Source organism: Nocardioides sp. (assembly GCF_036274455.1).
Lineage (GTDB): Bacteria > Actinomycetota > Actinomycetes > Propionibacteriales > Nocardioidaceae > Nocardioides.
Window position 1 is genome coordinate 13,700 of sequence record NZ_DASUFR010000112.1, and the last position, 22,262, is coordinate 35,961.

At 72.9% G+C, this 22,262-nt stretch carries 16 protein-coding genes and 1 pseudogene; 4 read left to right on the forward strand and 13 right to left on the reverse strand.

From position 1 onward, the window contains the following. The first annotated feature begins 10 nt into the window (after positions 1-10). Positions 11-3,085 carry a BTAD domain-containing putative transcriptional regulator gene (locus VFV89_RS10560; RefSeq protein WP_329705892.1) on the forward strand — a complete coding sequence of 1,025 codons (3,075 nt, stop codon included), beginning with the start codon at positions 11-13 and terminating at the stop codon, positions 3,083-3,085. A gap of 7 nt (positions 3,086-3,092) precedes the next feature. Here the strand turns inward: VFV89_RS10560 and VFV89_RS10565 are convergent, their stop codons facing one another. The 5 genes from VFV89_RS10565 to VFV89_RS10585 form a co-directional block, all read right to left on the reverse strand. Then, positions 3,093-3,869, reverse strand: a complete 777-nt coding sequence (locus tag VFV89_RS10565) for a class I SAM-dependent methyltransferase (protein WP_329705893.1) — start codon at positions 3,867-3,869, stop codon at positions 3,093-3,095. Continuing rightward, positions 3,860-4,861, reverse strand: a complete 1,002-nt coding sequence (locus tag VFV89_RS10570; RefSeq protein WP_329705894.1) for a hypothetical protein — start codon at positions 4,859-4,861, stop codon at positions 3,860-3,862. Before VFV89_RS10570 ends, VFV89_RS10565 begins: the two co-directional genes overlap by 10 nt. Then, complete coding sequence (locus VFV89_RS10575) at positions 4,851-5,231, reverse strand: hypothetical protein (protein WP_329705895.1); 381 nt, start codon at positions 5,229-5,231, stop codon at positions 4,851-4,853. Before VFV89_RS10575 ends, VFV89_RS10570 begins: the two co-directional genes overlap by 11 nt. A 49-nt stretch (positions 5,232-5,280) precedes the next feature. Then, a complete protein-coding gene (locus VFV89_RS10580) occupies positions 5,281-6,621 on the reverse strand; it encodes a wax ester/triacylglycerol synthase family O-acyltransferase (protein ID WP_329705896.1) in 1,341 nt (446 codons plus the stop codon). 105 nt (positions 6,622-6,726) lie between these two features. Further along, the gene (locus VFV89_RS10585) at positions 6,727-7,512 is read right to left on the reverse strand and encodes an isocitrate lyase/phosphoenolpyruvate mutase family protein (protein WP_329705897.1); all 786 of its coding nucleotides are present in this window, start codon (positions 7,510-7,512) and stop codon (positions 6,727-6,729) included. 127 nt (positions 7,513-7,639) lie between these two features. Between VFV89_RS10585 and VFV89_RS10590 the strand changes: the two genes are divergently transcribed. Further along, a complete protein-coding gene (locus VFV89_RS10590) occupies positions 7,640-8,353 on the forward strand; it encodes a hypothetical protein (protein WP_329705898.1) in 714 nt (237 codons plus the stop codon). Positions 8,354-8,513: 160 nt separating this feature from the next. Here VFV89_RS10590 and VFV89_RS10595 read toward each other — a convergent pair whose 3' ends face one another. The 8 genes from VFV89_RS10595 to VFV89_RS10630 all read right to left on the reverse strand — a co-directional run bounded on the left by VFV89_RS10595 (position 8,514) and on the right by VFV89_RS10630 (position 20,548). Beyond that, a complete protein-coding gene (locus VFV89_RS10595) occupies positions 8,514-11,363 on the reverse strand; it encodes a DEAD/DEAH box helicase family protein (protein ID WP_329705899.1) in 2,850 nt (949 codons plus the stop codon). 77 nt (positions 11,364-11,440) lie between these two features. Further along, positions 11,441-14,449 carry a bifunctional [glutamine synthetase] adenylyltransferase/[glutamine synthetase]-adenylyl-L-tyrosine phosphorylase gene (locus VFV89_RS10600; protein ID WP_329705900.1) on the reverse strand — a complete coding sequence of 1,003 codons (3,009 nt, stop codon included), beginning with the start codon at positions 14,447-14,449 and terminating at the stop codon, positions 11,441-11,443. Continuing rightward, the gene (locus tag VFV89_RS10605) at positions 14,446-15,174 is read right to left on the reverse strand and encodes a type 1 glutamine amidotransferase (RefSeq protein ID WP_329705901.1); all 729 of its coding nucleotides are present in this window, start codon (positions 15,172-15,174) and stop codon (positions 14,446-14,448) included. The genes VFV89_RS10600 and VFV89_RS10605 overlap by 4 nt, the downstream gene beginning before the upstream one ends. Continuing rightward, positions 15,171-15,527 (reverse strand): hypothetical protein, encoded by a 357-nt coding sequence (locus tag VFV89_RS10610; protein WP_329705902.1) that lies wholly within the window; start codon positions 15,525-15,527, stop codon positions 15,171-15,173. The genes VFV89_RS10605 and VFV89_RS10610 overlap by 4 nt, the downstream gene beginning before the upstream one ends. 12 nt (positions 15,528-15,539) lie before the next feature. Beyond that, the gene (locus tag VFV89_RS10615) at positions 15,540-16,877 is read right to left on the reverse strand and encodes a glutamine synthetase family protein (RefSeq protein ID WP_329705903.1); all 1,338 of its coding nucleotides are present in this window, start codon (positions 16,875-16,877) and stop codon (positions 15,540-15,542) included. Positions 16,878-16,999: 122 nt separating this feature from the next. After that, positions 17,000-17,809 (reverse strand): DUF2182 domain-containing protein, encoded by an 810-nt coding sequence (locus tag VFV89_RS10620; RefSeq protein ID WP_329705904.1) that lies wholly within the window; start codon positions 17,807-17,809, stop codon positions 17,000-17,002. A gap of 7 nt (positions 17,810-17,816) precedes the next feature. Further along, positions 17,817-18,419: a DUF1326 domain-containing protein gene (locus tag VFV89_RS10625; RefSeq protein WP_329705905.1), complete on the reverse strand. Its 603-nt coding sequence runs from the start codon at positions 18,417-18,419 to the stop codon at positions 17,817-17,819. A gap of 89 nt (positions 18,420-18,508) precedes the next feature. After that, the gene (locus tag VFV89_RS10630; protein ID WP_329705906.1) at positions 18,509-20,548 is read right to left on the reverse strand and encodes an NAD(+) synthase; all 2,040 of its coding nucleotides are present in this window, start codon (positions 20,546-20,548) and stop codon (positions 18,509-18,511) included. 61 nt (positions 20,549-20,609) lie between these two features. Between VFV89_RS10630 and VFV89_RS10635 the strand changes: the two genes are divergently transcribed. Together VFV89_RS10635 and VFV89_RS10640 are read left to right on the forward strand one after the other, a co-directional pair. Next, positions 20,610-21,107 (forward strand): VOC family protein, encoded by a 498-nt coding sequence (locus VFV89_RS10635; protein WP_329705907.1) that lies wholly within the window; start codon positions 20,610-20,612, stop codon positions 21,105-21,107. Positions 21,108-21,282: 175 nt separating this feature from the next. Continuing rightward, positions 21,283-22,262, forward strand: a pseudogene (locus VFV89_RS10640) (IS3 family transposase); the annotation flags it as partial.

Here is a 22,262-nt window from a genome sequence, read left to right on the forward strand (position 1 = left end):
CAATGCGGCCATGGCCGACCGGCCGCGAGGACGCCTGGGCGCGCGCCTGCTGGGTGAGTTCCGCCTGGAGGGCGCCGCGCTCGACGAGCTGCGCAGCCGGCAGGCTCGCCTCCTGCTGAAGCGGCTGGCCCTGGAGCGTGGCGGCACCGTCGCCCCGGACAGCCTGGTCGAGGCGGTCTGGGGTGACCGCCGGCCCGCACAGCCCGACCGCGACCTGCACGTGCTGGTGAGCCGGGCGCGGTCGGTGGCCGGCGCGGACCGCGTCGTACGCCGCGACAACGGCTACGCGCTCCTCGCCGACTGGTGGGACCTCGCCGAGCTCACCAGCCTCGGGCGCGAGGCGGCCCGGCGCGCGGACGCCGGCGACGCGGTCGGCGCCCGGACCGCGGCCGAGGCCGCGCTCGCACTCGTCCGCGGGCCGCTGCTGGCCGACGAGCCGGACGCGGAATGGGCGGCCGAGGCCCGGACGGCTGCGGCGGCCTCGGTCGCCGAGGTCCGTCGGGTGGCGGCCTCGGCCGCCCTCGCGACCGGCCAGGTGGGCGATGCAGCTGCGCACGCCGGCGAGGCGCTGCGTGCCGATCCCTACGACGAGGCCGCACTGCGCACCGTGATGCGTGCCCACGTCGCCGCCGGGCGGCCGGCGTCGGCACTGGCCGAGTTCGCCAGGGTGCGAGAGCTCCTGGCCGAGGAGCTCGGCGTGGACCCGGCTCCCGAGACACGGGCCCTGCACGAGGAGGTTCTGGCGGAGAAGGTCCCGCGGGCCGCCGGTGGTCCCGACAGGCTCGACCAGCGACTGGTGGGACGAGCCGACCAGCTGCGGGTCCTCGACGCCGAGCTCGAGCGGTCGCGGGCGGGCGGGCGGGTGGTCGTGGTCGGTGGCGAGCCGGGCGTCGGCAAGACCGCGCTGCTGGACCGCTGGGCCGCCGACGCCGCCGCGCGGGGCACGGTGGTGCTGCGCGGGCGGGCCGAGGCGGGCGAGCTGGCCCTCCAGCCGGTGCTCGACGCCCTCGCCGACCGGCTCGCCGGAGTGGACCCGGTCGGGTGGGCGCCCGCGACCGGGTTGCCCGGACCGGGTGCGACGGCGGCCGCCCTCAGCCTGCGCGTCTTCGCCCACCTCGACGAGGCGGTGCGGTCCCTGCCGGCCGGCTCGGGCACGGCGCTCCTGGTCGACGACGCCGATGGTGCCGACCCCGTGACGTGGGCCTGGCTGGCCCACGTCCGCCGGCGCCGCGAGCTGCCGCTCCTCGTCGTCGTCGCCCTCCGGGACCCGACCGCGGCCGGGCTCGAGGCGGACACCCAGCTCGAGCTGGCGCCCCTCGGCCGCGCGGAGGTGGCCCAGCTGGTCGGCGACGACCGCGCGAGCGAGCTCCACGAGCGCAGCGGCGGCAACCCGCTCCTGCTCACCGAGCTGGCCGGGGCCGGGCCCGGCGAGGACGACGGCGAGGTGCCCGGCTCGCTGCGGGAGGCGGTGGCCGCCCGGCTGCGCCGGACCGGCGCCGCCGAGCCGGCGTTGCAGGCCGCCGCCGTCCTGGGCGCGACCGTCGACCTCGAGCTGCTCGCCGCCGTGCTGGGCGACCCGCCCCTCGACGTCCTGGAGCAGCTCGACGTCGGCGTCCGGCAGGCGTTCCTCGTCGAGCGGGACGGCGCCCTGACCTTCCGGCACGAGCTGGTCCGCCTCGCGGTGGCGGCCGGGGCGGGGGCGACCCGGCGGGCGTGGCTGCACCGGCGCGCCGCCGAGGTGCTGGGGGGCCGGCCGGACGCGCACCCGCTCGAGCTGGCCCGGCACGCGCGCGAGGGCGGTGACCGCACCCTCGCCGCTCGTGGGCTTGCCGATGCCGCCCAGGTGGCGCTCAGCCGGCTGGACCTCGCGGGTGCGGAGCGGCTGCTCGACGAGGCGCTGGGGCTGGGGGACAGTGTCGCGCTGCGCCTGCAGCGGAGCCGGGTCCGGATGTCGCGCGGTGACCTCGATGGAGCCGATGCGGACGCCGTGGCCGCCATGGCCGGCGACACGACCGGCGAGGCCCTCGAGCTGCGGGCGTGGGTGGCTCGCAACCGGCACGACCTCGACGGTGCGATCCGGCTCGGGCGGGCCGCCGCGGCCGCCGCCACCGACCCGACGATCCGCGCGAGCAGCCTCATCGCGGTCGCGTTCGGGCACCGGGGCAACGGCGACCTCCGGCAGGCCGACGCGGTCCTCGCCGAGGCTGCCGGGGCGCCCGCCGAACTCGGCCTCCCGGCATGGACCGGCGTGCTCCGGGTCCACCAGGGCCGGCCGGCCGACGGCCTGGCCACGCTGGAGCCGATGCTCGGCGCCGAGGCCAGGCGCGGCGGCCAGGGCTTCTGGGTCGAGCACACCCTGCAGATGACCGCGCACGCCTACGGGCTGCTCGGCCGCAGCGCGGACGCGCTGCGGGTGCTGGACCGCCTCGAGCAGGAGATCGAGCGGCGGGGCACGGGCGTGCGGTACGCCGGGCTGCCGCACACCTACCGCAGCTGGGTCCTGCGCAACCTCGGCGACCCGGCCGCCGAGGAGCTGGCGCTGGCCGGGCTCACCCACGGAGGCTCGCAGGAGCTGGTCGCGCAGTGCCACCTCGACGTCGCCGACTGCCTGCTCCGGGCCGGCTCCCTCGACGCCGCCGCGAACCGGCTGGCTGTCGCGGAGACCGAGTCGGGCGCGCGGTGGTTCCACAACAAGTGGCGCTTCGACCAGCGCCGGCAGCTGCTCCTGGCCCGGCTCGCGCTGGCCTCTCTGGATGCCGCCGCTGCTCTCGAGCACGGCGAAGCCGTGGTGATGGCGGCCGAGGAGCGCGGGGACCGGCGGTACGCCGTCCTGGGCCGGCTGGTCCACGCCACCGCGACCGCGCGGCTGGGGAGGCCGGTCGACGGTGCTGCGGTGGCTGCCGACCTCGACGTGCTCGGCGAGGTGGCGTCGCTGGAGGGCTGGTGGCTGGCCGCCGACGTCGCGGACGCGACCGGCTCCGGGCACGCGCGGTCGGTGGCGGAGCGGCTGGCGGCGGCGGTGGCGCTGGCAGCCGAGGACCGGGCCGAGCCGTTCCGGCGGGTGGCCGGACAGCGGCTGGGCTGACCGACGCTCAGGCGGTCGCGACAGCCTCGACGACGAGCGGGGCGAACCGCTCGCCGGTCCGGCGTACCGCCTCGACCGCCTCGGCGAACAGCTCGCGGCGCACGTCGTCGGTGAGCCCCACGGCGAACCGGTGGAGGTGCGGCATCCCGAGCCGGTAGCGGACCACGTCCGCCGGGTCGCCCAGGCCCACGTCGATCGCGGTCTCGGTCACCGTCCAGGCCGCGAACCCCGCTGCCGCGACGGCGCGCTCCACGGCGTCCGGGTCCTCGAAGCCCTGGGCCGTCTCCCGGAAGTCGAGGTACCAGTCGGGCGCGACGAACCCGTAGCCGGCCACCACCTCGTCGACCGCCAGCTTGGCGGCGGACCGGTCGCCGGAGAACGTCGACGCCAGCACCGCCCCGCCCGGTCGCGTGACCCGGCGCAGCTCGGCCAGCCCACCGGCCGGGTCCGGCAGGTGGTTGACCACGAAGGCGGCCGTGACCACGTCGAACGAGCCTTCGCGGAACGGCAGCGCGGTCACGTCGGCGGTGACCGCCGGTCCGGCCGCCGCGTCGAAGGCCGCCATGTCGAACTCGAGGTCGGCGGCGACCACGCGCGCGCCGCGGGCCCGCATCGCCCGGCCGGCGACCCCGGAGCCGGCGCCGGCGTCGAGCGCGAGCGCGCCGTCCAGCGGCACCGGCGCCCGCTCGACCAGGTGCTCGGCCATCGGCCCGTAGGCGAGCGCAGCTCCCGTCGCCCACGTCTCGGCCATCCCGGCGTAGCCGACGATGTCGGTCACAGCCACCTGGCGCCCTCCAGTGCTGCCCGCTCCCACCAGTCGAGCTCGGCCTGGTCGCCGACCGCCTTCTCCCAGGCGAAGAGCACCGCGATCCCGACGAAGGTCAGGCCGAGCTGGCGCTCCCACCACCCGGTGGTGTCGACCCCGTGGTGCTCGAGCCGCTCGCGGTAGCGCGCGACCGTCGCCTCCTTGGACTCCGGGAGCCGGGCCCGGTTGAGGGCGAGGTACCACACCAGGTCCCAGCAGGGCGGCGCCTCGCCCGGGTAGGCCCAGTCGAGGAGGATGGTGCGGCCGTCGGGCCGGTGGCCGACGTTGCCGAGCTTCCAGTCGCCGGCCACGAACGTCATCGGGGTGGTCCGCAGCGCCTCACTGAGCGCGTCGGGCTCGCGGTGGACCGCGGCGACGAGGTCCTGCAGCCGCGGCGCCCGCTCCGGCAGCAGCGCCCAGCCGCGGTGCGCCACCGCGATCGGCTCCGGCACGTCCTCCGCCTCCAGCTCGGGGGCGATCGTGTCGGGTGCGAAGAACAGCCAGCGCCGGGTCAGCTCCTGGAGCCCCAGGTCGTCCCGGAAGCCCATGAACCTGGCGTGCATCTGGGCCATGGCGTCGATCCAGTCGCCGTGGTGCTCCAGCGGGACGACGTCGTCGCCCGGGGGGACCAGGTCGTCGGCGCAGTCGGTCATGAGGATCGCCAGCCGCCGGCTCCTGCCGGCGCCGTCCAGGGCCATCGCGACCACGGTGTGGTCGATGACCGGCGGCGTTTCGGCGTACAGCCCCGCCTGCCAGACCTTGTACTCCCAGTGCGAGTCGTTGCCGGTCACCCGCATGATCCAGTCGTCCTCGATCGAGAGGACCTTGAGGAAGTGCGGCACGCCGTCGATCCGCAGCGTTTCGAAGTGCGCACCCGACTTGGCATCCGAGCTGCGGACCGCGACCCGGTCGGTGGCGCGGGCCAGCAGCTCGTCGAGGCTCCTGACGGGATCTGTCGACTCACTGAGCACGGGCTGCCTCCATCTCGGCCAGCAGCGCAGCGGACCAGCGCCCACCGCAGAAGACAGTGTCCCGGCTGATCCGGCCGGCGTCCACGGTGAACAGGTGGACCTGGTGGGCCGCGTGGGGTACGCCGTCCTCGACCCACGCCAGGTCGAGCTCGACGGCCTCACCGCCCGGGATGGGCCGGCGGACGGCGCCCTCGATCGTGATCGCGGCGTCGTACCAGCCCGAGAGCTCCGCCGCGATCGCCTCGGCCCCCGTGCACTCGAACCGCCAGTGCGGCACGGTGGCGTCCAGCGAGGCGTCGGCCGCCCACGCGTCGGTGCTGATGCCGGTGCCCTCGGTGAGCTCGGCGAGGAACAGGTCGATCGGGTTCATGACGGCACCGTCGTCGACCGGCCTTGCAGCGACCTTGCAGCCGCTGCGATCACTCGCGCGCGGTCACCGGCTCGGGGATCGGCGCGAGCCGGCACAACGCCTCGATCTCGGCGTCGAAGGCCCGGACCAGCCCCTCCGGGTCGGCGATGGTCGCGGTGTCGACCTTGAACCCGACGTGGAGCCGGCCGTCGTAGCTGAAGATGCAGGTGCCCAGCGTCTGGCGCCCCGACTCCGGCGCCCAGCCCAGCATCGCGACCACCCGCTGGCCGGCGAGGTAGCACGGTGAGGACGGTCCGGGCACGTTGGTCGTGACCCCGGTCGCCTTGTTGGCGAAGAAGTCGACGAGGTAGCGCTCCAGCATCGGCCCGGTGCGGCCGATGCCGCGGATGATCCCGAAGGTCAGCCAGGCCTCCGGCGACTCCTTGATGGCCGTCATCCGGCGGCTGGTCTCGGCCAGGCGGGCGAACGGCGTCCGCAGCCCGGACGGCAGGGTGAGCAGGACCAGCGCGAACCGGTTGCCCAGCTCGGCGGGGAGCGGCTCGTCGTCGGGCCGCAGGTTGACCGGCACCATGGTCGGGACGTCGACCGGCTCGGTGCCGTGCTCGACCTGGTAGGTCGTGAGGGCACCGGCCAGGGCCGCGACCACGACGTCGTTCACGGTGGTGCCGGTGTGGTGGGCCGTCTGCTTGATCGCAGCCAGCGGGACCGGGTCGCCCCACACCGCCCGCTTGGCGGGACGGGGAGTCCCGTTGACGGGTGAGGGCGGGTTCGTCGCGAGGAGGAGCTTGGCCGCCACCCCGGTGCTGCTGAGGGTCAGGTCGAGCGTGTGTCGGGCCGTCGAGAGCGCTCGTCGCGGTGTGGCCAGCCTGCCGACCACGTGCCCGCCGACTTCTAGCCAGCCGTGCTGGTGCGACTCGAGTGAGTCGTCCGGCACCAGGGTGCCGTCGGGGCTGACGTCGGTGAGCGAGAGCAACACCTTGGTCAGCGCGATGCCGTCAGCCATCGAGTGGTGCAGCCGGGAGTAGAGGGCCGACCCGCCGCCGTACCCCTGCAAGAGGTGGATCTCCCAGAGAGGACGGTCGCGGCGCAGGGGCCGACCGAGCTGACCGGAGACGTAGGCCTGCAGCGCGCGGTCGTCGCCCGGCTCCGGCAGCTCACCGACCTGCACGTGATGGGACAGGTCGAAGGCAGGGTCGTCCTCCCACCGCGGCAGCCGCCATGGCAGCGGGGCGTCGACCGGGCGCTGCCGGAAGACCGGGTACCGCGACAGCACCCGCTCCTCGAGCGCCGCGGCCAGCCGGTCCGGGTCGAGCCGCCCGGCGGTCGTCATCAGGCTCTCGATGACCATGAGGTTGTCCTCACGGTCCATGTTCAGCCAGATCGTGTCCACGGGGGCGATGCTGCGGCGCGACACCTGTCCAGACTGCTCGTGACGAGGCCCCCGGGGACAGGGACCTTCGGGCCTCTCCCGGGGGACCTCGGTCGAGAAGGCGCCTCAGTTGAGAAGACGCAGGTTGGCCTGCACGCCGCCGCCGCGGTGGACCTCCTCGACGAGCTCCTGGAGCGCGGTCAGGGCGACGTTCTGCGACAGCGGGCCGTACGACGTCCGCGCGACGCCGTGCGCCTGCTGCCAGTCGCGCGGCGGGTTGCCGGGGATGCCGATGGTCGTGAGCCGTTGCGGGCCGAACGCGTCGACCAGGGCCAGGATCTGGTCCTCGGTGAGCCGGGCCGGCACGAAGATCACGGGTGCGCCGGCGTCGAGGTAGGCCTTGCCGCGCTCGATCGCGTCGGCGAGGTTCACGTCCGGGTCGCGGTCGCGGCCACGCGCGAACGCGTCGGTGCGCGCGTTGAGCACGAAGTCGACACCCTCCTGCTCGCCCACCTTCATGATCTCCTCGACCTGCCTGGCCGCCACCGGGAGCGGCTTGAGCTGGTCCTCGATGTTGGCGCCGACCACGCCGAGCCCGATCGCGCGCCGGATCGTCTCGGGCGCGTTGCCGTAGCCGCCCTCGAGGTCCGCGGTCACCGGGAGCTCGGTCGCGTCGACGATCCGCCTCACCTGCTCCAGCATCAGGTCGAGCGGGATGTTCTCGCCGTCCTCGTAGCCGAAGCTGGCGGCGATCGAGTGGCTGGCGGTGGCCAGCGCCGTGGTGCCGTCGACGGCCGCGACCGTCTTCGCACTGACCACGTCCCAGACGTTCACCAGGGTCAGCAGCGTCGGGTCCTGGTGGAGTCGGAGCAGCTCGGCGGCCTTGGCCCTGATCGTCTCGTCGGCAGTCATGAGCCAACTATGCCCATGACGAGAGCCGCTCTGGTCCGTTGCCCCCACGCGGTCGCGGGTACACACTTGACGCAGCGGTCTGGCGATCGCACCGGCGTCAGACGCGCTTCTCGGAGAGGTGAGTCCGATGACGCACGATGACTCCTTGACGTTGACGATCGAGGCGACCCACCGCTCCCTGGAGCAGCGGTTGCGAGAGGCCCGGCGTCCGCACCGTGACCCGCATCGGCCGCGTGACAACTACGCGGCGACCGACACGTTCATGGCAGCGACGAGCCGGCACCTGGCCGCCGTCGAGGCGAGCCTGCTGGGACGGGTGCGGCACCAGGTCCCCGACGGCGAGCAGCTCTGCCACCACTACCTGCAGGCCGCGCGCCGGCTCGAGCACACGCTGAGCCTGCTCAAGGGGCGGCTGTACGGCGAGGCACACGCCATCCACCTCGCGTGGCCGGAGCTGTGGGAGACCGTGGGCTCCGAGCTGGGCGAGCACAACCGGATCGAGGGCGAGCTGGTGGAGGCACTGGTCAGGTGCCGCCCCGACGAGACCGACGCGCTGGCCCGGCAGGTCTTCGAGTCCGAGGTCAGCGGACCCACCAGACCGCATCCGTACACGCCGCACACCGGCCTGTTCGGTCTCGCGGCGCGGCGCATGTGGGCGTGGGCCGACCGGCTCTGGGACGCCGCTGAGGGGCGCGTGATCCCGGACCCCGTGGCGCCCCCACATCACCGGCACGACAGCCTCCTGGCGCAGTACCTCGTGGCCGACCCGAAGTTCGACGCCGACGCCACCATCGTGGAGCACCGGCACCGCGTCCATCCGAAGGCCGGAGGAGTGACCTAGGACGTGTCTCTCAATTCATGGTGGCGTCGGACGCCGCCCAGCACGCACGCTGGCGACGGCGCCGACCCTTCGAAGACGCCCAGTCTGCGCGCGGGCCTGCGACGCCCCCATCGCACGCCCTGGACGACGCCGGCATCCACCAGCAATTGAGAGACACGCCCTAACCCCACTGGCGCCGCATGACGGTGCTCGCGGCGAACGGGTCGGTGCCCTGCTGCGCGGCGAGGATCCCCTGGCCCTCGGGTGAGCCGGTGTAGACGGGGTCACCTCCGCCGACCCAGTGGTCCCAGGCCCGGGCGTACGCCGCGGCGCGCTCGGCGTTGACGCCGAGCACCGAGGGCACGGCGTGCCAGACCACGCCGTCCGGCTTCAGCCGCCCGAACCCGGCCCACAGCGAGCGCCACCAGGTCACCTCCCGCTCGGTCCGGACCCAGCGCGGCACCAGGTAGCGCGGCAGCGCGATCGGGGACACCGCCTCGTCGAGGGCGTCCGCGAACATCTGGGCCTCGGTCTCGTCGACGTCGTGCAGGACGCAGCGGTACTCCCCCTCGTGGTCGAGCGCGACCTCGACCGAGTCCGAGCCGCGGCGGACCAGCCCGGCCGCGAGCAGCCCGTCGGCGACGGCCGAGGCGATCCGGATGACCGACGGCGCCTCCTCGGCCGCGTGCAGGAGCTCCTGGCCGTGGCGGAGGTGGGACCGCACCCGGAGCGCACCGAAGCCCAGGGCGGCGAGCACTCCCCCGGCCAGCACCAGCGGGGCACCGGCGACCCCGGCCACCAGCGCGGCGACCACCCCGGCGCCGGCCACCAGCGACGTCGCGCGGTCCCGGACCCGGTGCCTCCGGATGCCCCGGAGCTCGGCGGCGTCCGGCCGCAGGACCACGTCGGCGGGGCCGGACCCCAGCCCGAACCCACCCGCCTCCGCCCTGCCGCGCTCCTTGATCCTGATGCCGTAGACCGCGCTGTCGACGTACGGCTCCCCGACCTGCCACTGGTCGCGGACGGCAGGGCGCTGCTCCGCGCGAACCGTCGCCCGGGCGTTCACCGCGTCGAACTCGGCCACCGGCGGCGGGACGAACGGCGAGAACGCCGGGTCCAGGTGCGCGACGCCGTCGACGACCTGTCCCTCCGGGTCGATCCCGAAGTAGCCGGCGTGCTTGCGGACCAGCCGGTCCCAGTCGTTGCCGCCCTTGGGGTGCTTGTCCGAGACGCAGACCAGCGACCAGTTGACCGCGACCTTCTCCGGCCACTGCGGGTCGGTCCGGAGAGCCCGGCCGCGGGTCTGCACGACGGAGGTGATCGTCGTGACGGCGGTGACGTCGGCCAGCCCGGTGATCCGCTTGGCGTCCCAGCCCTCGCCGAGGAGCGCGCGGGTGCCGACCAGCACCTGGGTGTGGCCGTCCTCGAAGTACGACGTCACCAGGCCCACCCAGTCGCGGGGCTCCCACGGCCCGACGAGCTGGGAGAGCCGGCCGTCGAGGGGCTGGATCGTGAGCCGCTCGGCCAGGTCGCGGTCGGGCAGCGCGGCCAGGAAGGTGGTCAACGTCGTCGCCGCCCCCGCCACCGTCCTGCCGGTCACCAGCATCGGGTTGAGCCCGGTGGTCTCCGGCGCGCCGACCAGCGCCGCCAGCATCGCATGCGCCGAGCCGGCCTGCTGGTCGATGACGCCGCTGAGGTCGGCCGGCAGGGTGGCGCCGGCGCGCTCGTGGTCGCAGAGGACGAGCATCCGCATCCGCTCGGCGAGGTTGAGGTGCTCGTGGGCGCAGATCTCGACCACGGCAGTGGTCTTGGCCTCCGACCGGGCCAGCACCCGGTCGACCGGGCTGCGCCCGCGGCGGATGCCCCGCTTGGTCCACTGGTAGCCGACCGAGGGCAGCGCCCGGCGTACTGCCTCGACCACCTGCTCGTCCTCGGGCAGCCCGGTCCTGGTGAGCCGCCCGGTCAGCCAGTCGTCGACCAGCAGCACCCAGTCGTCCGCAGTGGGCGCGGACCGGTGCTCCTCCTGCATCCGTGCGCCGGTCGGCAGCCCGATCATCCCGACGTGGTGGAGGCGGAGCACCGCCCGGCACAGGTCCGGCTGCTCCTTGACCAGGGTCAGCCAGGGCGCCCGGCTGGCCACGAACCGCGCGTCCAGCCACGGCAGGAACGGCATCGACCCGAACGCCGGGTCGGTCAGCTGGGTGACGAGCTCCCGGAACCGCTCGGCCTCGGCGGCCAGCCAGTCGTCCTCGGTGGGGGTCGGCGTGGTCAGCCAGGCGAGCTCCACAAACGGCGCCAGATCACCGACCTTGACCACGGCCGGGATCGAGACGCGGTAGAGCGGCGTGCCGAACAGCTCGTCGACCAACGCCGCCTGGTCCGCGGTCAGCGCCTCGGGTGGCGTGGCGGTCAGCCCGAGCACCAGCGCGTTGGGGAGCTGGTCGAGCAGCTCACCGATCAGCCGGCCCCACACCTCGAGCAGGTGGTGGCACTCGTCGAGGACGAGCAGCAGCGGTCCGGCGTTCTCGAGCTCCTCGACGAACGCCCGCCCGTTCTCGTGCAGCCGGTCAAGGAGCGATCCCGACGGTGGCTGAGGTGCGAGCTTGCGAGCCTCGAAGCGTCCGTCGGATCCAGCGGGTGCCTCCGCTCCAGAGGCTTCGAGGCTCGGCTCCGGGGCGCCTCGCACCTCAGCCACCGTGGGGGCCGTCTCTTGGCCATCGTCGTCGACCTCGTCGTCGGCGTCGAAGACCGCGATCGCCTGGTAGGTCAGCGCGGTGAGCCGGTGCGCCATCGACCGGTCGGTGCCGACGTCGATGCCGAGGCTCGCCGCGTGTGCCGCCCACTGGCCCTGGATGGCGGTGTTCGGGCCGAGCACCACCGCCCGCCCGACCGAGCCCGCGGCGATCCGGTCGCGGACCGTCATCAGCCCGACGAGCGTCTTGCCGGCACCCGGCGGCAGCGCCACCCAGGCCCGGGTCCGGCCGGCCGCCCAGGCCGAGTCGAGGGCCGCGAGCGCCTCCTGCTGGTGCACCCGGAGCCGCACCGGTGGTCGGGAAGGGGTCGCTGCGCCCGTCTCGAAGCCTGCCGCACCCGCGCTGGGACCTGCCGTCATCCCCAGAACACCCGGTCCACGACCGCGTGCGAGACCCGCATCGTCCGCAGGTGGTCGTTGACCATCTGGTCGCTGGAGCCGGGCGGGTAGCCCAGCACGTTCGCGACCGCCGCCCGGTCGCGGACGTCGTGCGGGAGCTGGTCGCCACCCCGGCCGCGCACGAGCGCGATCGCGTTGCGCACCCGGCTGACCCAGCGCCAGCCGCGGATCAGCGTGTCCGCGTCCTCCTCGGAGAGCAGCGACGCCTCCCGGGCCGCGGCCAGCGCCTCGAGGGTGCGCGAGGTCCGCAGCCCGGGGACGACGGAAGCGTGCTGCATCTGCAGCAGCTGCACGGTCCACTCGATGTCGGCGAGCCCGCCGCGCCCGAGCTTGAGGTGGCTCGCAGGGTCGGCGCCGCGCGGCAGCCGCTCCTCGTCGACCCGGGCCTTGATCCGATGGACCTCCACCACCTCGTCGTCGGAGAGCCCTTCGGGCGGGTAGCGCAGCGGGTCGATCAGCTCGGTGAACCGCCGTCGCAGGTCGGGGTCGCCGACCACGGCGTCCGCACGGAGCAGGGCCTGCGCCTCCCACACCTTCGACCACTTCGCGTAGTAGGCCGCGTGCGACTCCAGGCTCCGCGAGAGCGGCCCCTGCTTGCCCTCCGGACGCAGGGCCGCGTCGACCTCCAGCGGCGGGTCCCCGCCGGGCAGGGCGAGCAGCCGGCGCAGCTCGTTGGCGACCGCGACGGCGTACGACGACGCCTCGTGCCCGTCGGCCTCGCTGCCGTCGGCCCCGGTGACCGGCTCGTGCACGAACAGCACGTCCGCGTCGCTGCCGTAGGACAGCTCGAAGCCGCCGTATCGGCCCATCGCCACCACCGCCATCCGCGCCGGCGGCTCGGAGAGCCCCTTGGCCTCGGCCACCGTCCTCTGGACGAGCTGGAGCGTCGCCTCCAGCGTGGCGTCGGTGATCCGGGACAGCGCGGCGCCGACGTCGGCGACGTCGACCAGCCCGAGGGTGTCGCCGGCCGCGACGCGGAACAGCTCGCGGCGGCGTACGGCGCGGATCGCGCGCACCGCCTGCTCGGCGTCGTCGCGCCGGCCGGCCGCGGCGAGCATCTCCTCGACGACGGTCTGGTTGTACTGCTGAGCGGTGAGCGGCGTGAGCTCCTCCCCCAGCATCCGGACCCCGGCCGGCTCCTTCTCGAGCAGGTCGGAGACATAGCGCGAGGTGGCCAGCAGCCGGGCCAGCCGCTCGGCGACCTGGCCCTCGTCGCGCAGGGTCTTGAGGTACCACGGCGTCCGCCCGAGCGCCTCGCTCAGCTTGCGGAAGCCGAACAGCCCCGCGTCCGGGTCCGGGGCCTCGGCGAACCAGTCGAGCATGGCCGGCAGCAGCTGACGCTGGATGTTCGCCCTGCGAGTGACGCCGGAGGTGAGCGCCTCGAGGTGCCGCAACGCCGCGGCCGGGTCGGCGAAGCCGAGGGCGGCCAGCCGCTGGGTCGCCGCCGCCGGGGTCAGCCGGGCCTCGTCGGTGTCCAGCCGCGCCACCGCGGTGAGCAGCGGCCGGTAGAAGAGCTTCTCGTGGAGCCGCCGCACCTCCCGGCGGTGGTGCTGCCACTCGTGGTCGAGGCTCGCGACCGGCTCCTTGAAGTGGCCCATGCTGCGGCCGAGCCGGCGCAGCGACCGCTCGTCGGAGGGGACGACGTGGGTCCGGCGGAGCCGGAAGAGCTGGATGCGGTGCTCGAGGGTGCGCAGGAAGGAGTACGCACGGTGCAGCGACTCGCCGTCGTCGCGGCCGACGTACCCGTGCCGGGTCAGCGCGTCGAGGGCGGCGAGCGTGGTCGGCTGGCGGATCCGGTCGTCGGCGCGACCGTGCACGAGCTGGAGCAGCTGGACCGCGAACTCGACGTCGCGGAGCCCCCCCGAGCCCAGCTTGAGCTGCCGCTCCGCGTGCTGGGTGGGGATGTGCTCGACCACTCGGCGGCGCATCGCCTGGGTGTCCTCGACGAACCCGTCGCGCCCGGCCGCGCTCCACACGAACGGCTGGACCATCTCGACGTACTGCCGGCCCAGGTCGAGGTCGCCCGCCACCGCCCGAGCCTTGAGCAGGGCCTGGAACTCCCAGGTGCTCGCCCACTTCTCGTAGTAGCCCCGGTGGCTCGCCAGGGTGCGGGTGAGCGGCCCGGCCTTGCCCTCGGGGCGCAGCGCGGCGTCGACCTGCCAGATCGTGCCCTCGCCGGTGTGCTCCGAGCAGATCCGCATCAGGTGGCCGGCGAGCTGGGTCGCGGCCTTGAGGGCGGCGGTCTCGTCGGCGCCCCTGTGCCCGTCTCCCGGGCCAGGCTCGTGCACGAAGACCACGTCGACGTCGGAGACGTAGTTGAGCTCGTGGCCGCCGCACTTGCCCATCGCGACGACGGCGAGCCGGGCCAGCGCAGCGGACTCACCCACCCGCTGGCGCGCGATCTCCAGCGCCGCGTCGAGCACGCCCGCCGCGAGGTCGGACAGCTCGCCGGCCACGTCGTCCACGCCGAGGTGGTGGGTGAGGTCGCGGGCGGCGAGCCGCAGCAACAACCGGCGGTACTCCACCCGCAGGGCGTCCACCGCCTCGTGGTCCGGCTTGCCGGCGACCGCTTGGAGCAACGCCTCTCGCACGGCGTACGCCGGCGGCCGGGTCGACCCGAGGGTCGGGTCGGTCAGCTCGCGCCAGTGCTCTGGATGGCGGCACAGGTGGTCGCCGAGCGCCTCGCTGGCGCCGAGCACCGAGAGCAGCCGCATCGCGGTGCCCTCGTCGTCGACCAGGGCGGCCAGCAGCCGGTCGCGCTCCGGCGGGCCCAGCTGTCGGCCGGCCGCCTCGGCGAGGCGGACCAGGGTCGCGAGGGACAGGTCGGGGTCGGGGGTGCGGGCGATCAGCGCGACCAGCGGCTCGGCGACGTCCTCGCCGAGAGTGGAGAGGGCCGACTCGGCGAGCTGGGGCTCCTCGAACCCCAGCCGGAGGAGGCGCCCCTTCTCGGTGGTGGGGTGGCTCACGGCGGCCCCAGGCGGCTCGGTGCCTTCATGATGGCCACGAACCCGGCCGCCAGCGGGGCCCAGGCCACATCGAGCTCCTCCCGTGCCTCCTTGATCTCGCGCAGCAGCAGGTCGGCGTCCAGGCCCCGGTCGGCGAGCTCGACCCGCTCGGAGTCGGTGACCCAGGTCCCGACGACGGTCTCGTCGACCTCCGGGTGCAGCTGGACCCCCCACGCAGCCGGCCCGTAGCGGGCGACCTGGATCTCGCCCGGCTCGGTCCGGGCCAGCACCACCGCACCCGTCGGCGGCTCGACGACGAGGTCGTAGTTCCACTGGACGCCTCGGCGCGGGGTGGCCAGCCCGGCGAAGAGCCGGTCGTCGGACGCGGCATCGGTCCAGGCGACCGGGATCAGGCCGACCTGCTGGCCGTTGGGGTTCGGCGTCACCCGGCCGCCCAGCGCGGTGCCCATCAGCTGGTGGCCGAGGCAGATGCCGAGCGTCGGTACGCCGACGGAGACCGCCGCCCGGATCAGCTCCTTGACCGGGCCGATCCAGTCGAGCACCTCGTCGTCGTTGGCGCTCATCGCGCCACCCATCACCAGCAGGCCCGCGTAGCCGTCGAGGGTGGGCACCGCGTCGCCGGCGTACGGGTGGCACACCTCGAGCGTGGCCCCCGCCTCGGCGAGCCACTCGCCGAACAGGTGCGGCGGGTCGTCGAGCTCGGGCTGGATGACCAGGGTCTTCACGCGACTCCTTCGGGTTCGTCGGGGATGAGGGCGAGGAAGACCAGGCCGAGCCCGACCAGCAGCAGCAGGAACGCCACCCAGCTGCCCGAGATCACACCGGCGAGCATGCAGAGCACGCCGGTGGCGATGCTGGCGATCTTGGCCGGCCGCTCCGCCTCGGGCAGCAGCCGCAGCGCGGTGGCGCTCGATCCGATGAGGAGCCCGGCCACGACCACGGCGGCCACGCCGGCGGCACGGTGGCCGCCCGCGGCGAAGGTCAGCAGCGCGAGGATCGCGACGAAGACCCCGATGCCGACCACGATGCGCAGGACCATGCGCAGCCGGCGCACCCGGTCCTCGCTGTAGACACGCATCTGTGTGGGTGCCTAGAGCACCGGCAGCATCTGGTCGCGCTCGAACGCCGAGACCTGGCCCCGGTAGGCGTCCCACTCGGCGCGCTTGTTGCGCAGGAAGAAGTCGAAGACGTGCTCGCCGAGGGTCTCGGCGAGCAGCTCGGACTTCTCGGCGATCCCGATCGCCTCGTTGAGGCTCTTGGGCAGCGGCTCGATCCCGAGGCTCTGCCGCTCGCGCTCGGTGAGGGACCAGACGTCGTCCTCGGCCTCGCGCGGGAGGTCGAGCGCTTGGTCGATGCCCTTCATGCCCGCGGCCAGCACCACCGCGAACGCCAGGTAGGGGTTGCAGGCGGCATCGAGGGTGCGCAGCTCGATGCGAGTGGACTGGCCCTTGAGCGGCTTGTACATCGGGACCCGGATCATCGCGCTGCGGTTGTTGTGGCCCCAGCAGACGTAGGACGGCGCCTCGGCGCCGACCATCATCCGCTTGTAGCTGTTGACCCACTGGTTGGTGACCACGCTGATCTCCTGCGCGTGGGCCAGGATGCCCGCGATGAACTGCCGGCCGACCTTGGAGAGCTGGTACTCGCTGCCGGCCTCGTAGAAGGCGTTCTGGTCGCCCTCGAACAGGCTCACGTGGGTGTGCATCCCGGAGCCCGGATGGGTGGTGAACGGCTTGGGCATGAACGTCGCCCAGATGCCCTGGCTCAGCGCCACCTCCCGGACCACCGTGCGGAAGGTCATGATGTTGTCGGCCGTGCTCAGCGCATCGGCGTACCGCAGGTCGATCTCCTGCTGGCCTGGGCCGCCCTCGTGGTGGCTGAACTCCACCGAGATGCCCATCGACTCCAGCATCGTGATCGCCTCGCGGCGGAAGTCCGAGCCCTTGCTCTGTGCGGTGTGGTCGAAGTAGCCGCTGCGGTCGACCGGCACCGGCTCGGCACCGGCCTCGGGGTTGTTCTTGAACAGGTAGAACTCGATCTCGGGGTGGGTGTAGAAGGTGAACCCCTGGTCGGCCGCGTTGGCCAGCGTGCGCTTGAGGACGAACCGCGGGTCGGCGTACGACGGCGAGCCGTCGGGCATCACGATGTCGCAGAACATCCGGGCCGTGCTGGGCCCTTCGCCGCGCCACGGGAGGATCTGGAACGTCGACGGGTCTGGCTTGGCCAGCATGTCGGACTCGTAGACCCGCGCGAACCCCTCGATCGCGGAGCCGTCGAAGCCGATGCCCTCCGCGAACGCGCCCTCGAGCTCGGCCGGCGCCACCGCGACCGACTTGAGGAACCCGAGCACGTCGGTGAACCACAGCCGCACGAACCGGACGTCACGCTCCTCGAGCGCACGCAGCACGAAGTCTTCCTGCTTGCCCATGGCATCAGCCTATTGGTGGGTGCCCCGACTGGCGCCGGGACCGTCGACTGACCCGTATTGCATGTCAGAAGACGGTTCGGGCGTGCTGAGTGGGTCACTCGATGTTTCCCCGGCGCCGGTTGCTAACCCATCCGCATCGGGTCACCCGGGGGCACGGTCAGGCCGGGCAGGCTCTCGGGCGCGAGCAGCACCAGCAGGCCGAGCCCCGCCAGGAGCACCGCCGTTGCCAGGGGTAGGTAGCGCCAGGGAAGGGTCTTCTCGGCGGCGATCGTCGCGGCCACCAGCGCCATCCAGGACACGCTCATGACTCCGAGTGCGAACAGCGAGGCCATCAGCGCCCAGCAGCACCCGACGCACCAGGCACCGTTCCGGAGTCCCATCCGCACCGCGCCGGTGCGCCCACCCCGCCACGAGCCGAGGAAGGAGCCGAGCGGGCTGCGGCACCTGGCCAGGCACACGTCCTTGAGCGGGGTCAGCTCGTAGACGGCCGCGACGAAGAGTGTCGTGGCGGCCAGGGCGTGGCCGCCCCGATCCCAGGCGAGCCGGTCGCCGAGCACGGCCGTGGCCGCGGACCCCAGCAGGTAGGCGAGGAGCCCGGCGCCGGTCCAGGTCAGGAGGTAGCCACCGACGAAGAGCCACGGCGAGAACGGGGAGGCGTCCCTGGTGACCTTGGTGTAGAGGGCGACGACCGGCGCGACCGACGGGAACATCATCGCCGCCATCATCACCACCCACACACCGAGGAACCACGCCAAGCCGCCGAGGTCGGTCCAGGGTCCGGCGTCCATGCCGCGCATCTCCTGCACGGTCCACACCCAGCCGACGAGCGCGACGACGAACAAGGCGGCCACCAGGCCGAGCCGGGCGCGTGCTGCGGCGTAGGTCGGAGCCAGGCCAGCGCCCGTCGCGCGGCGCCCCCCGAGCAATGTCATCGGCGTCCTACGCCGCCCAGGAGAACTCCGACTTGGACAGACCGGTGCGGCCCTCGTAGGTGATTCCGAACGCGTTGATGCGGGTGTGCTTGGCCTCGGCCATCGTGAGGTCGGAGCCCACCGGGTGGAACATGCCGTGGAATCGCACGGGCTCGCCCGTCTCGACGCCGAACGGGACGATGTCCTCGATCTCGAAGTCGATCGTCTCCCCGACGCGAACAGTGTGGAGCAGACCGTCGTCGTTGATGCTGATCGCGGCGCGTTCGACGCCGAGCACCTCACCGACGAGGGGGGCCAGGGCGCCCATCGGACCGCCGAGCTGTCCGCCGAACACCTTCACCAGCTTGTCGAACTGCTCGTCGTCCGCCTCGTCGTCGACGTACACGCCAAGCCGCCAGTCCCCGTCCGTCATCACCTTGGGGGTCTCGGCGATCAGCACCACTCGGCGATCTGCGATGTCGGTGCCATCGACCTCCCCTTCCCGGATCCTGAAGGCCAGGACGACCCGGCAGTAGTCGTAGGTCGCACCGTGGTCCAGGGACGTGTTGCACGGGCACATCAGCTCGCACGAACAGGTCTCCGAGTAGCTGCCGCTCAGGGTCCAAGCCATGACAGCCCCCTTCCCCTCAACCCACAAGTCTCCGACTCGCCCCAGGGCGGGGTCAATGGACCGTCGTGACCATTCCTGAACCGCGGACGTCAGGACTTCGGCACGTTCTCCAGCTCGGCCAGCCACGCCGTCGGGTGCGCGTCGGAGGGCATCCGCCAGTCACCGCGGGGGGACATGGTGCCGCCGGCACTGACCTTGGGGCCGTTGGGGAGCGCCGAGCGCTTGAACTGGCTGGCGAAGAACCGCTTGATGAAGACCTCGAGCCACTTCCGGATGGTGGCGAGGTCATAGGACACCCGGCGCTCCTCGGGAAAGTTGGGCGGCCACTCCCCCTGCTTCTCGTCGCGCCAGGCATGCCAGGCGAGGAAGGCGATCCTCGACGGCTTGTCTCCGAAGCGCAGGACACGGAAGAGCGTGAAGTCCTGGAGCGAGTACGGACCGACCGAGTCCTCGGTCGCCTGCGGCAGCTTGTCCTCGCGGGTCGGGATCAGCTCGGGGGTGATCTCCTGCTCGACGATCTCTCCGAGCAGCTCGTTGGTCTCGTCGTCGAACTCACCATTGCCTGCCACCCAGCGGATCAGGTGCTGGACGAGGGTCTTGGGTACGCCGGCGTTGACGCCGTAGTGCGACATCTGGTCCCCGACGCCGTAGGTGCACCAGCCGAGCGCGAGCTCGGACAGGTCGCCGGTCCCGACGACGATCCCCCCGCGGTGGTTGGCCAGCCGGAACAGGTAGTCGGTGCGCAGCCCGGCCTGGACGTTCTCGAAGGTGACGTCGTAGACCTCCTCGCCGTCGGCGAAGGGATGGTCGATGTCGCTGAGCATCTGCCGCGCGGCCGCGGTGATGTCGAGCTCCTCGAAGGTGATGCCGAGCGACTTGGCCAGCCGGGTGGCGTAGGACTTCGTCTGCTCTCCGGTCGCGAAGCCGGGCATCGTGAACCCGTGGATGTCGGACCGGGGACGGCCCAGCCGGTCCATGGCCTTCGCGGTGACGATCAGGGCGTGGGTGGAGTCGAGGCCGCCGCTGAGGCCGATGACCGCCTTCGGCTGGCCGATCGCGGTCAGCCGCTGCTCGATCCCGGAGACCTGGATGTTGTAGGCCTCGTAACAGTCGAGCGCCAGCCGCTCCGGGTCGTCGGGGACGAACGGGAACCGGTCCACCTTCCGGCGCAGCCCCACGTCGCCGGTCGGCGGGTCGAGCTCGAGCTCGACGGTGCGGAACCGGTCTACCCGCTCCTGGTGGGTGCGCCGGTTGTCGTCGTGCGTGCCCTGCCGCAGCCGGTCCTGGCGGAGCCGGACGAGGTCGACGTCCGCGACCGTGCAGACCGGTCCCTCGGGGAACCGCGGCCCCTCGGCGAGCAGCTCTCCGGACTCATAGACCATCGTCTGCCCGTCCCAGCTCAGGTCGGTGGTCGACTCCCCTTGCCCTGCGGCGGAGAAGACGTACGCCGCATTGCAGCGCGCGCTGGCGCTGCGGGCCAGCAGCGTGCGGTCCTCGGCACGCGCCACGGTGATCGGGCTGCCGGAGAGGTTGGCGACCACGGTGGCGCCCGCCAGGGTGGCCTCGGCGCTGGGCGGGATCGGCACCCACATGTCCTCGCAGATCTCCACGTGGAGCTTGAGGTCGGGATGGTCGGTGGCGGCGAAGATCAGGTCCGGCCCGAGCGGCACGACCGAGCCGCAGACCTCGATCATCTCGCCGCGGCGGTCGTCGCCGGGAGCGAACCAGCGGCGTTCGTAGAACTCGCGGTAGGTCGGCAGGTAGGACTTCGCCGCCACGCCCAGGATCCGGCCCTTGTGGACCACGGCCGCACAGTTGAGCACCCGCGTGCCGTGCACCAGTGGAACGCCGACCACGAGGATCGGCAGCAGGTCGGCACTGCCCCGGACGACGTCGTGAAGCGCGTCGTGCGCGGCGTCGAGCAGCGTCTCCTGGAGGAACAGGTCGTCGACGGCGTACCCGGTCAGGCACAGCTCCGGGAAGACCGCCACCGCCACCGCGTTGTCGTGGCACTCCCGCGCCTGGGCCAGCACAGCCTTCGCGTTGGCCGCCGGGTCCGCGATCGCAACGGGCAGCGTGCAGGCCGCGACGCGGGCGAACCCGTGCGCGTAGGCGGAGTAGAAGTCCACGCTTCGAGTCTAGAGAGACCGGTTCCGATGAGTCGGCGTACCGCACCGGGTCTCTGCTGGCATGACTCTCGCAGCGGCGAACGCCATCACCCCCTGTCTGTGGTTCGACCACGAGCTGGAGGAGGCGGCTGGGTTCTACACCTCGATCTTCCCGAACTCCTCGATCGGACATCTCGCGCGCTACACCGAGTCCGGCCCGGGCGAGCCGGGCACGGTGATGGCCGGTGAGTTCACCATCGACGGGCTGACCTTCCGGGCCATCAACGGCGGTCCCGCGCACGCCGGCTTCAGCGAGTCGATCTCCTTCTCGGTGACGTGTGCGGACCAGGCCGAGGTCGACCACTACTGGAGCTCGCTCACCGCCGACGGCGGCGAGCCATCGGTCTGCGGGTGGCTCAAGGACCGCTACGGGCTGTCGTGGCAGATCGTCCCGCGCCGGCTCTACGAGCTGATGGAGGACCCCGACCCGCGGCGGGCCACCGCCGCCACCGAGGCGATGCTGCGGATGACCAGGATCGTGGTCGTCGAGCTCGAGGCGGCCGCCGACGCCGCGGTCTAGCCTCGCTGGTCGAGCCTGTCGAGACCTCCCCCACCACCGCTGGTCGAGCCTGTCGAGACCTCCGCCACCACCGCTGGTCGAGCCTGTCGAGACCTCCCCCACCACCGCTGGTCGAGCCTGTTGAACCGCCCTGGGTTCGCTGGAGGCTCCATCGTTTGGGAACGAGGATGGAGTTATGCCGAGGGACATCACGCCTGGGAAGCCGAGCACGCGGCGGTACAGCCAGGAAGAGAAGGACGCGGCGGTGCGGATGGTTCGGACGCTGCGCGCCGAGCTGGGCACCGATATCGGGACGATCGCACGGGTGGCGCGCCAGCTGGGTTACGGGTTGGAGTCGGTGCGGGCCTGGGTGCGTCAGGCCGAGATCGACGAGGGTCACGCGCCGGGTGTGACCACCGACGAGGCAGCCAGGGTCAAGGCGCTGGAGCAGGAGAACCGTGAACTGCGGCGGGCCAACGAGATCCTGCGACGGGCCGCGACTTTCTTCGGGGCGGAGCTCGACCGCCAACAGCCCTGATCGTGGCGTTCATCGATGCCAACCGGCACGAGCTCTTCGAGGGACGTCAGCTCGGGGTCGAGCCCATCTGTCGGGTCCTGCGTGGCGCAGGACTCCAGGTGGCTCCGAGCAGCTACTACGCCGTCAAGACCCGCCCGGCCTCGTCGAGGTCGCAACGCGACGCAGTGATGAGACCGCTGATCCGGCAGTTGTGGGAAGACAACTACCGCGTCTACGGGACCCGGAAACTGTGGAAGGCCGCCCGCCGGGCCGGCCACGACCTCGGCCGGGACCAGGTGGCCCGGCTGATGCGGCTGGAGGGCATCGAAGGGGCCCGGCGGACCAAGCGGCTCCGGACCACCAGACCCGACCCGGGCGCGTCGAGGCATCCAGACCTGGTCGAGCGGGTCTTCACCGCCACGGCACCCAACCAGCTCTGGGTCACCGACCTGACCTACGTGCCGACCTGGGCCGGGGTGGCCTACGTCTGCTTCATCACCGACGTCTTCAGCCGGATGATCGTGGGCTGGCGGGTCGCCTCACACATGCGCACCACCATGGTGCTCGACGCGATCGAGATGGCCCGCTGGTCCCGCGGCGCTCAGCTGAGCGGACAACGGTTCGAAGGGCTGCGCTGTCACAGCGACGCAGGCAGCCAG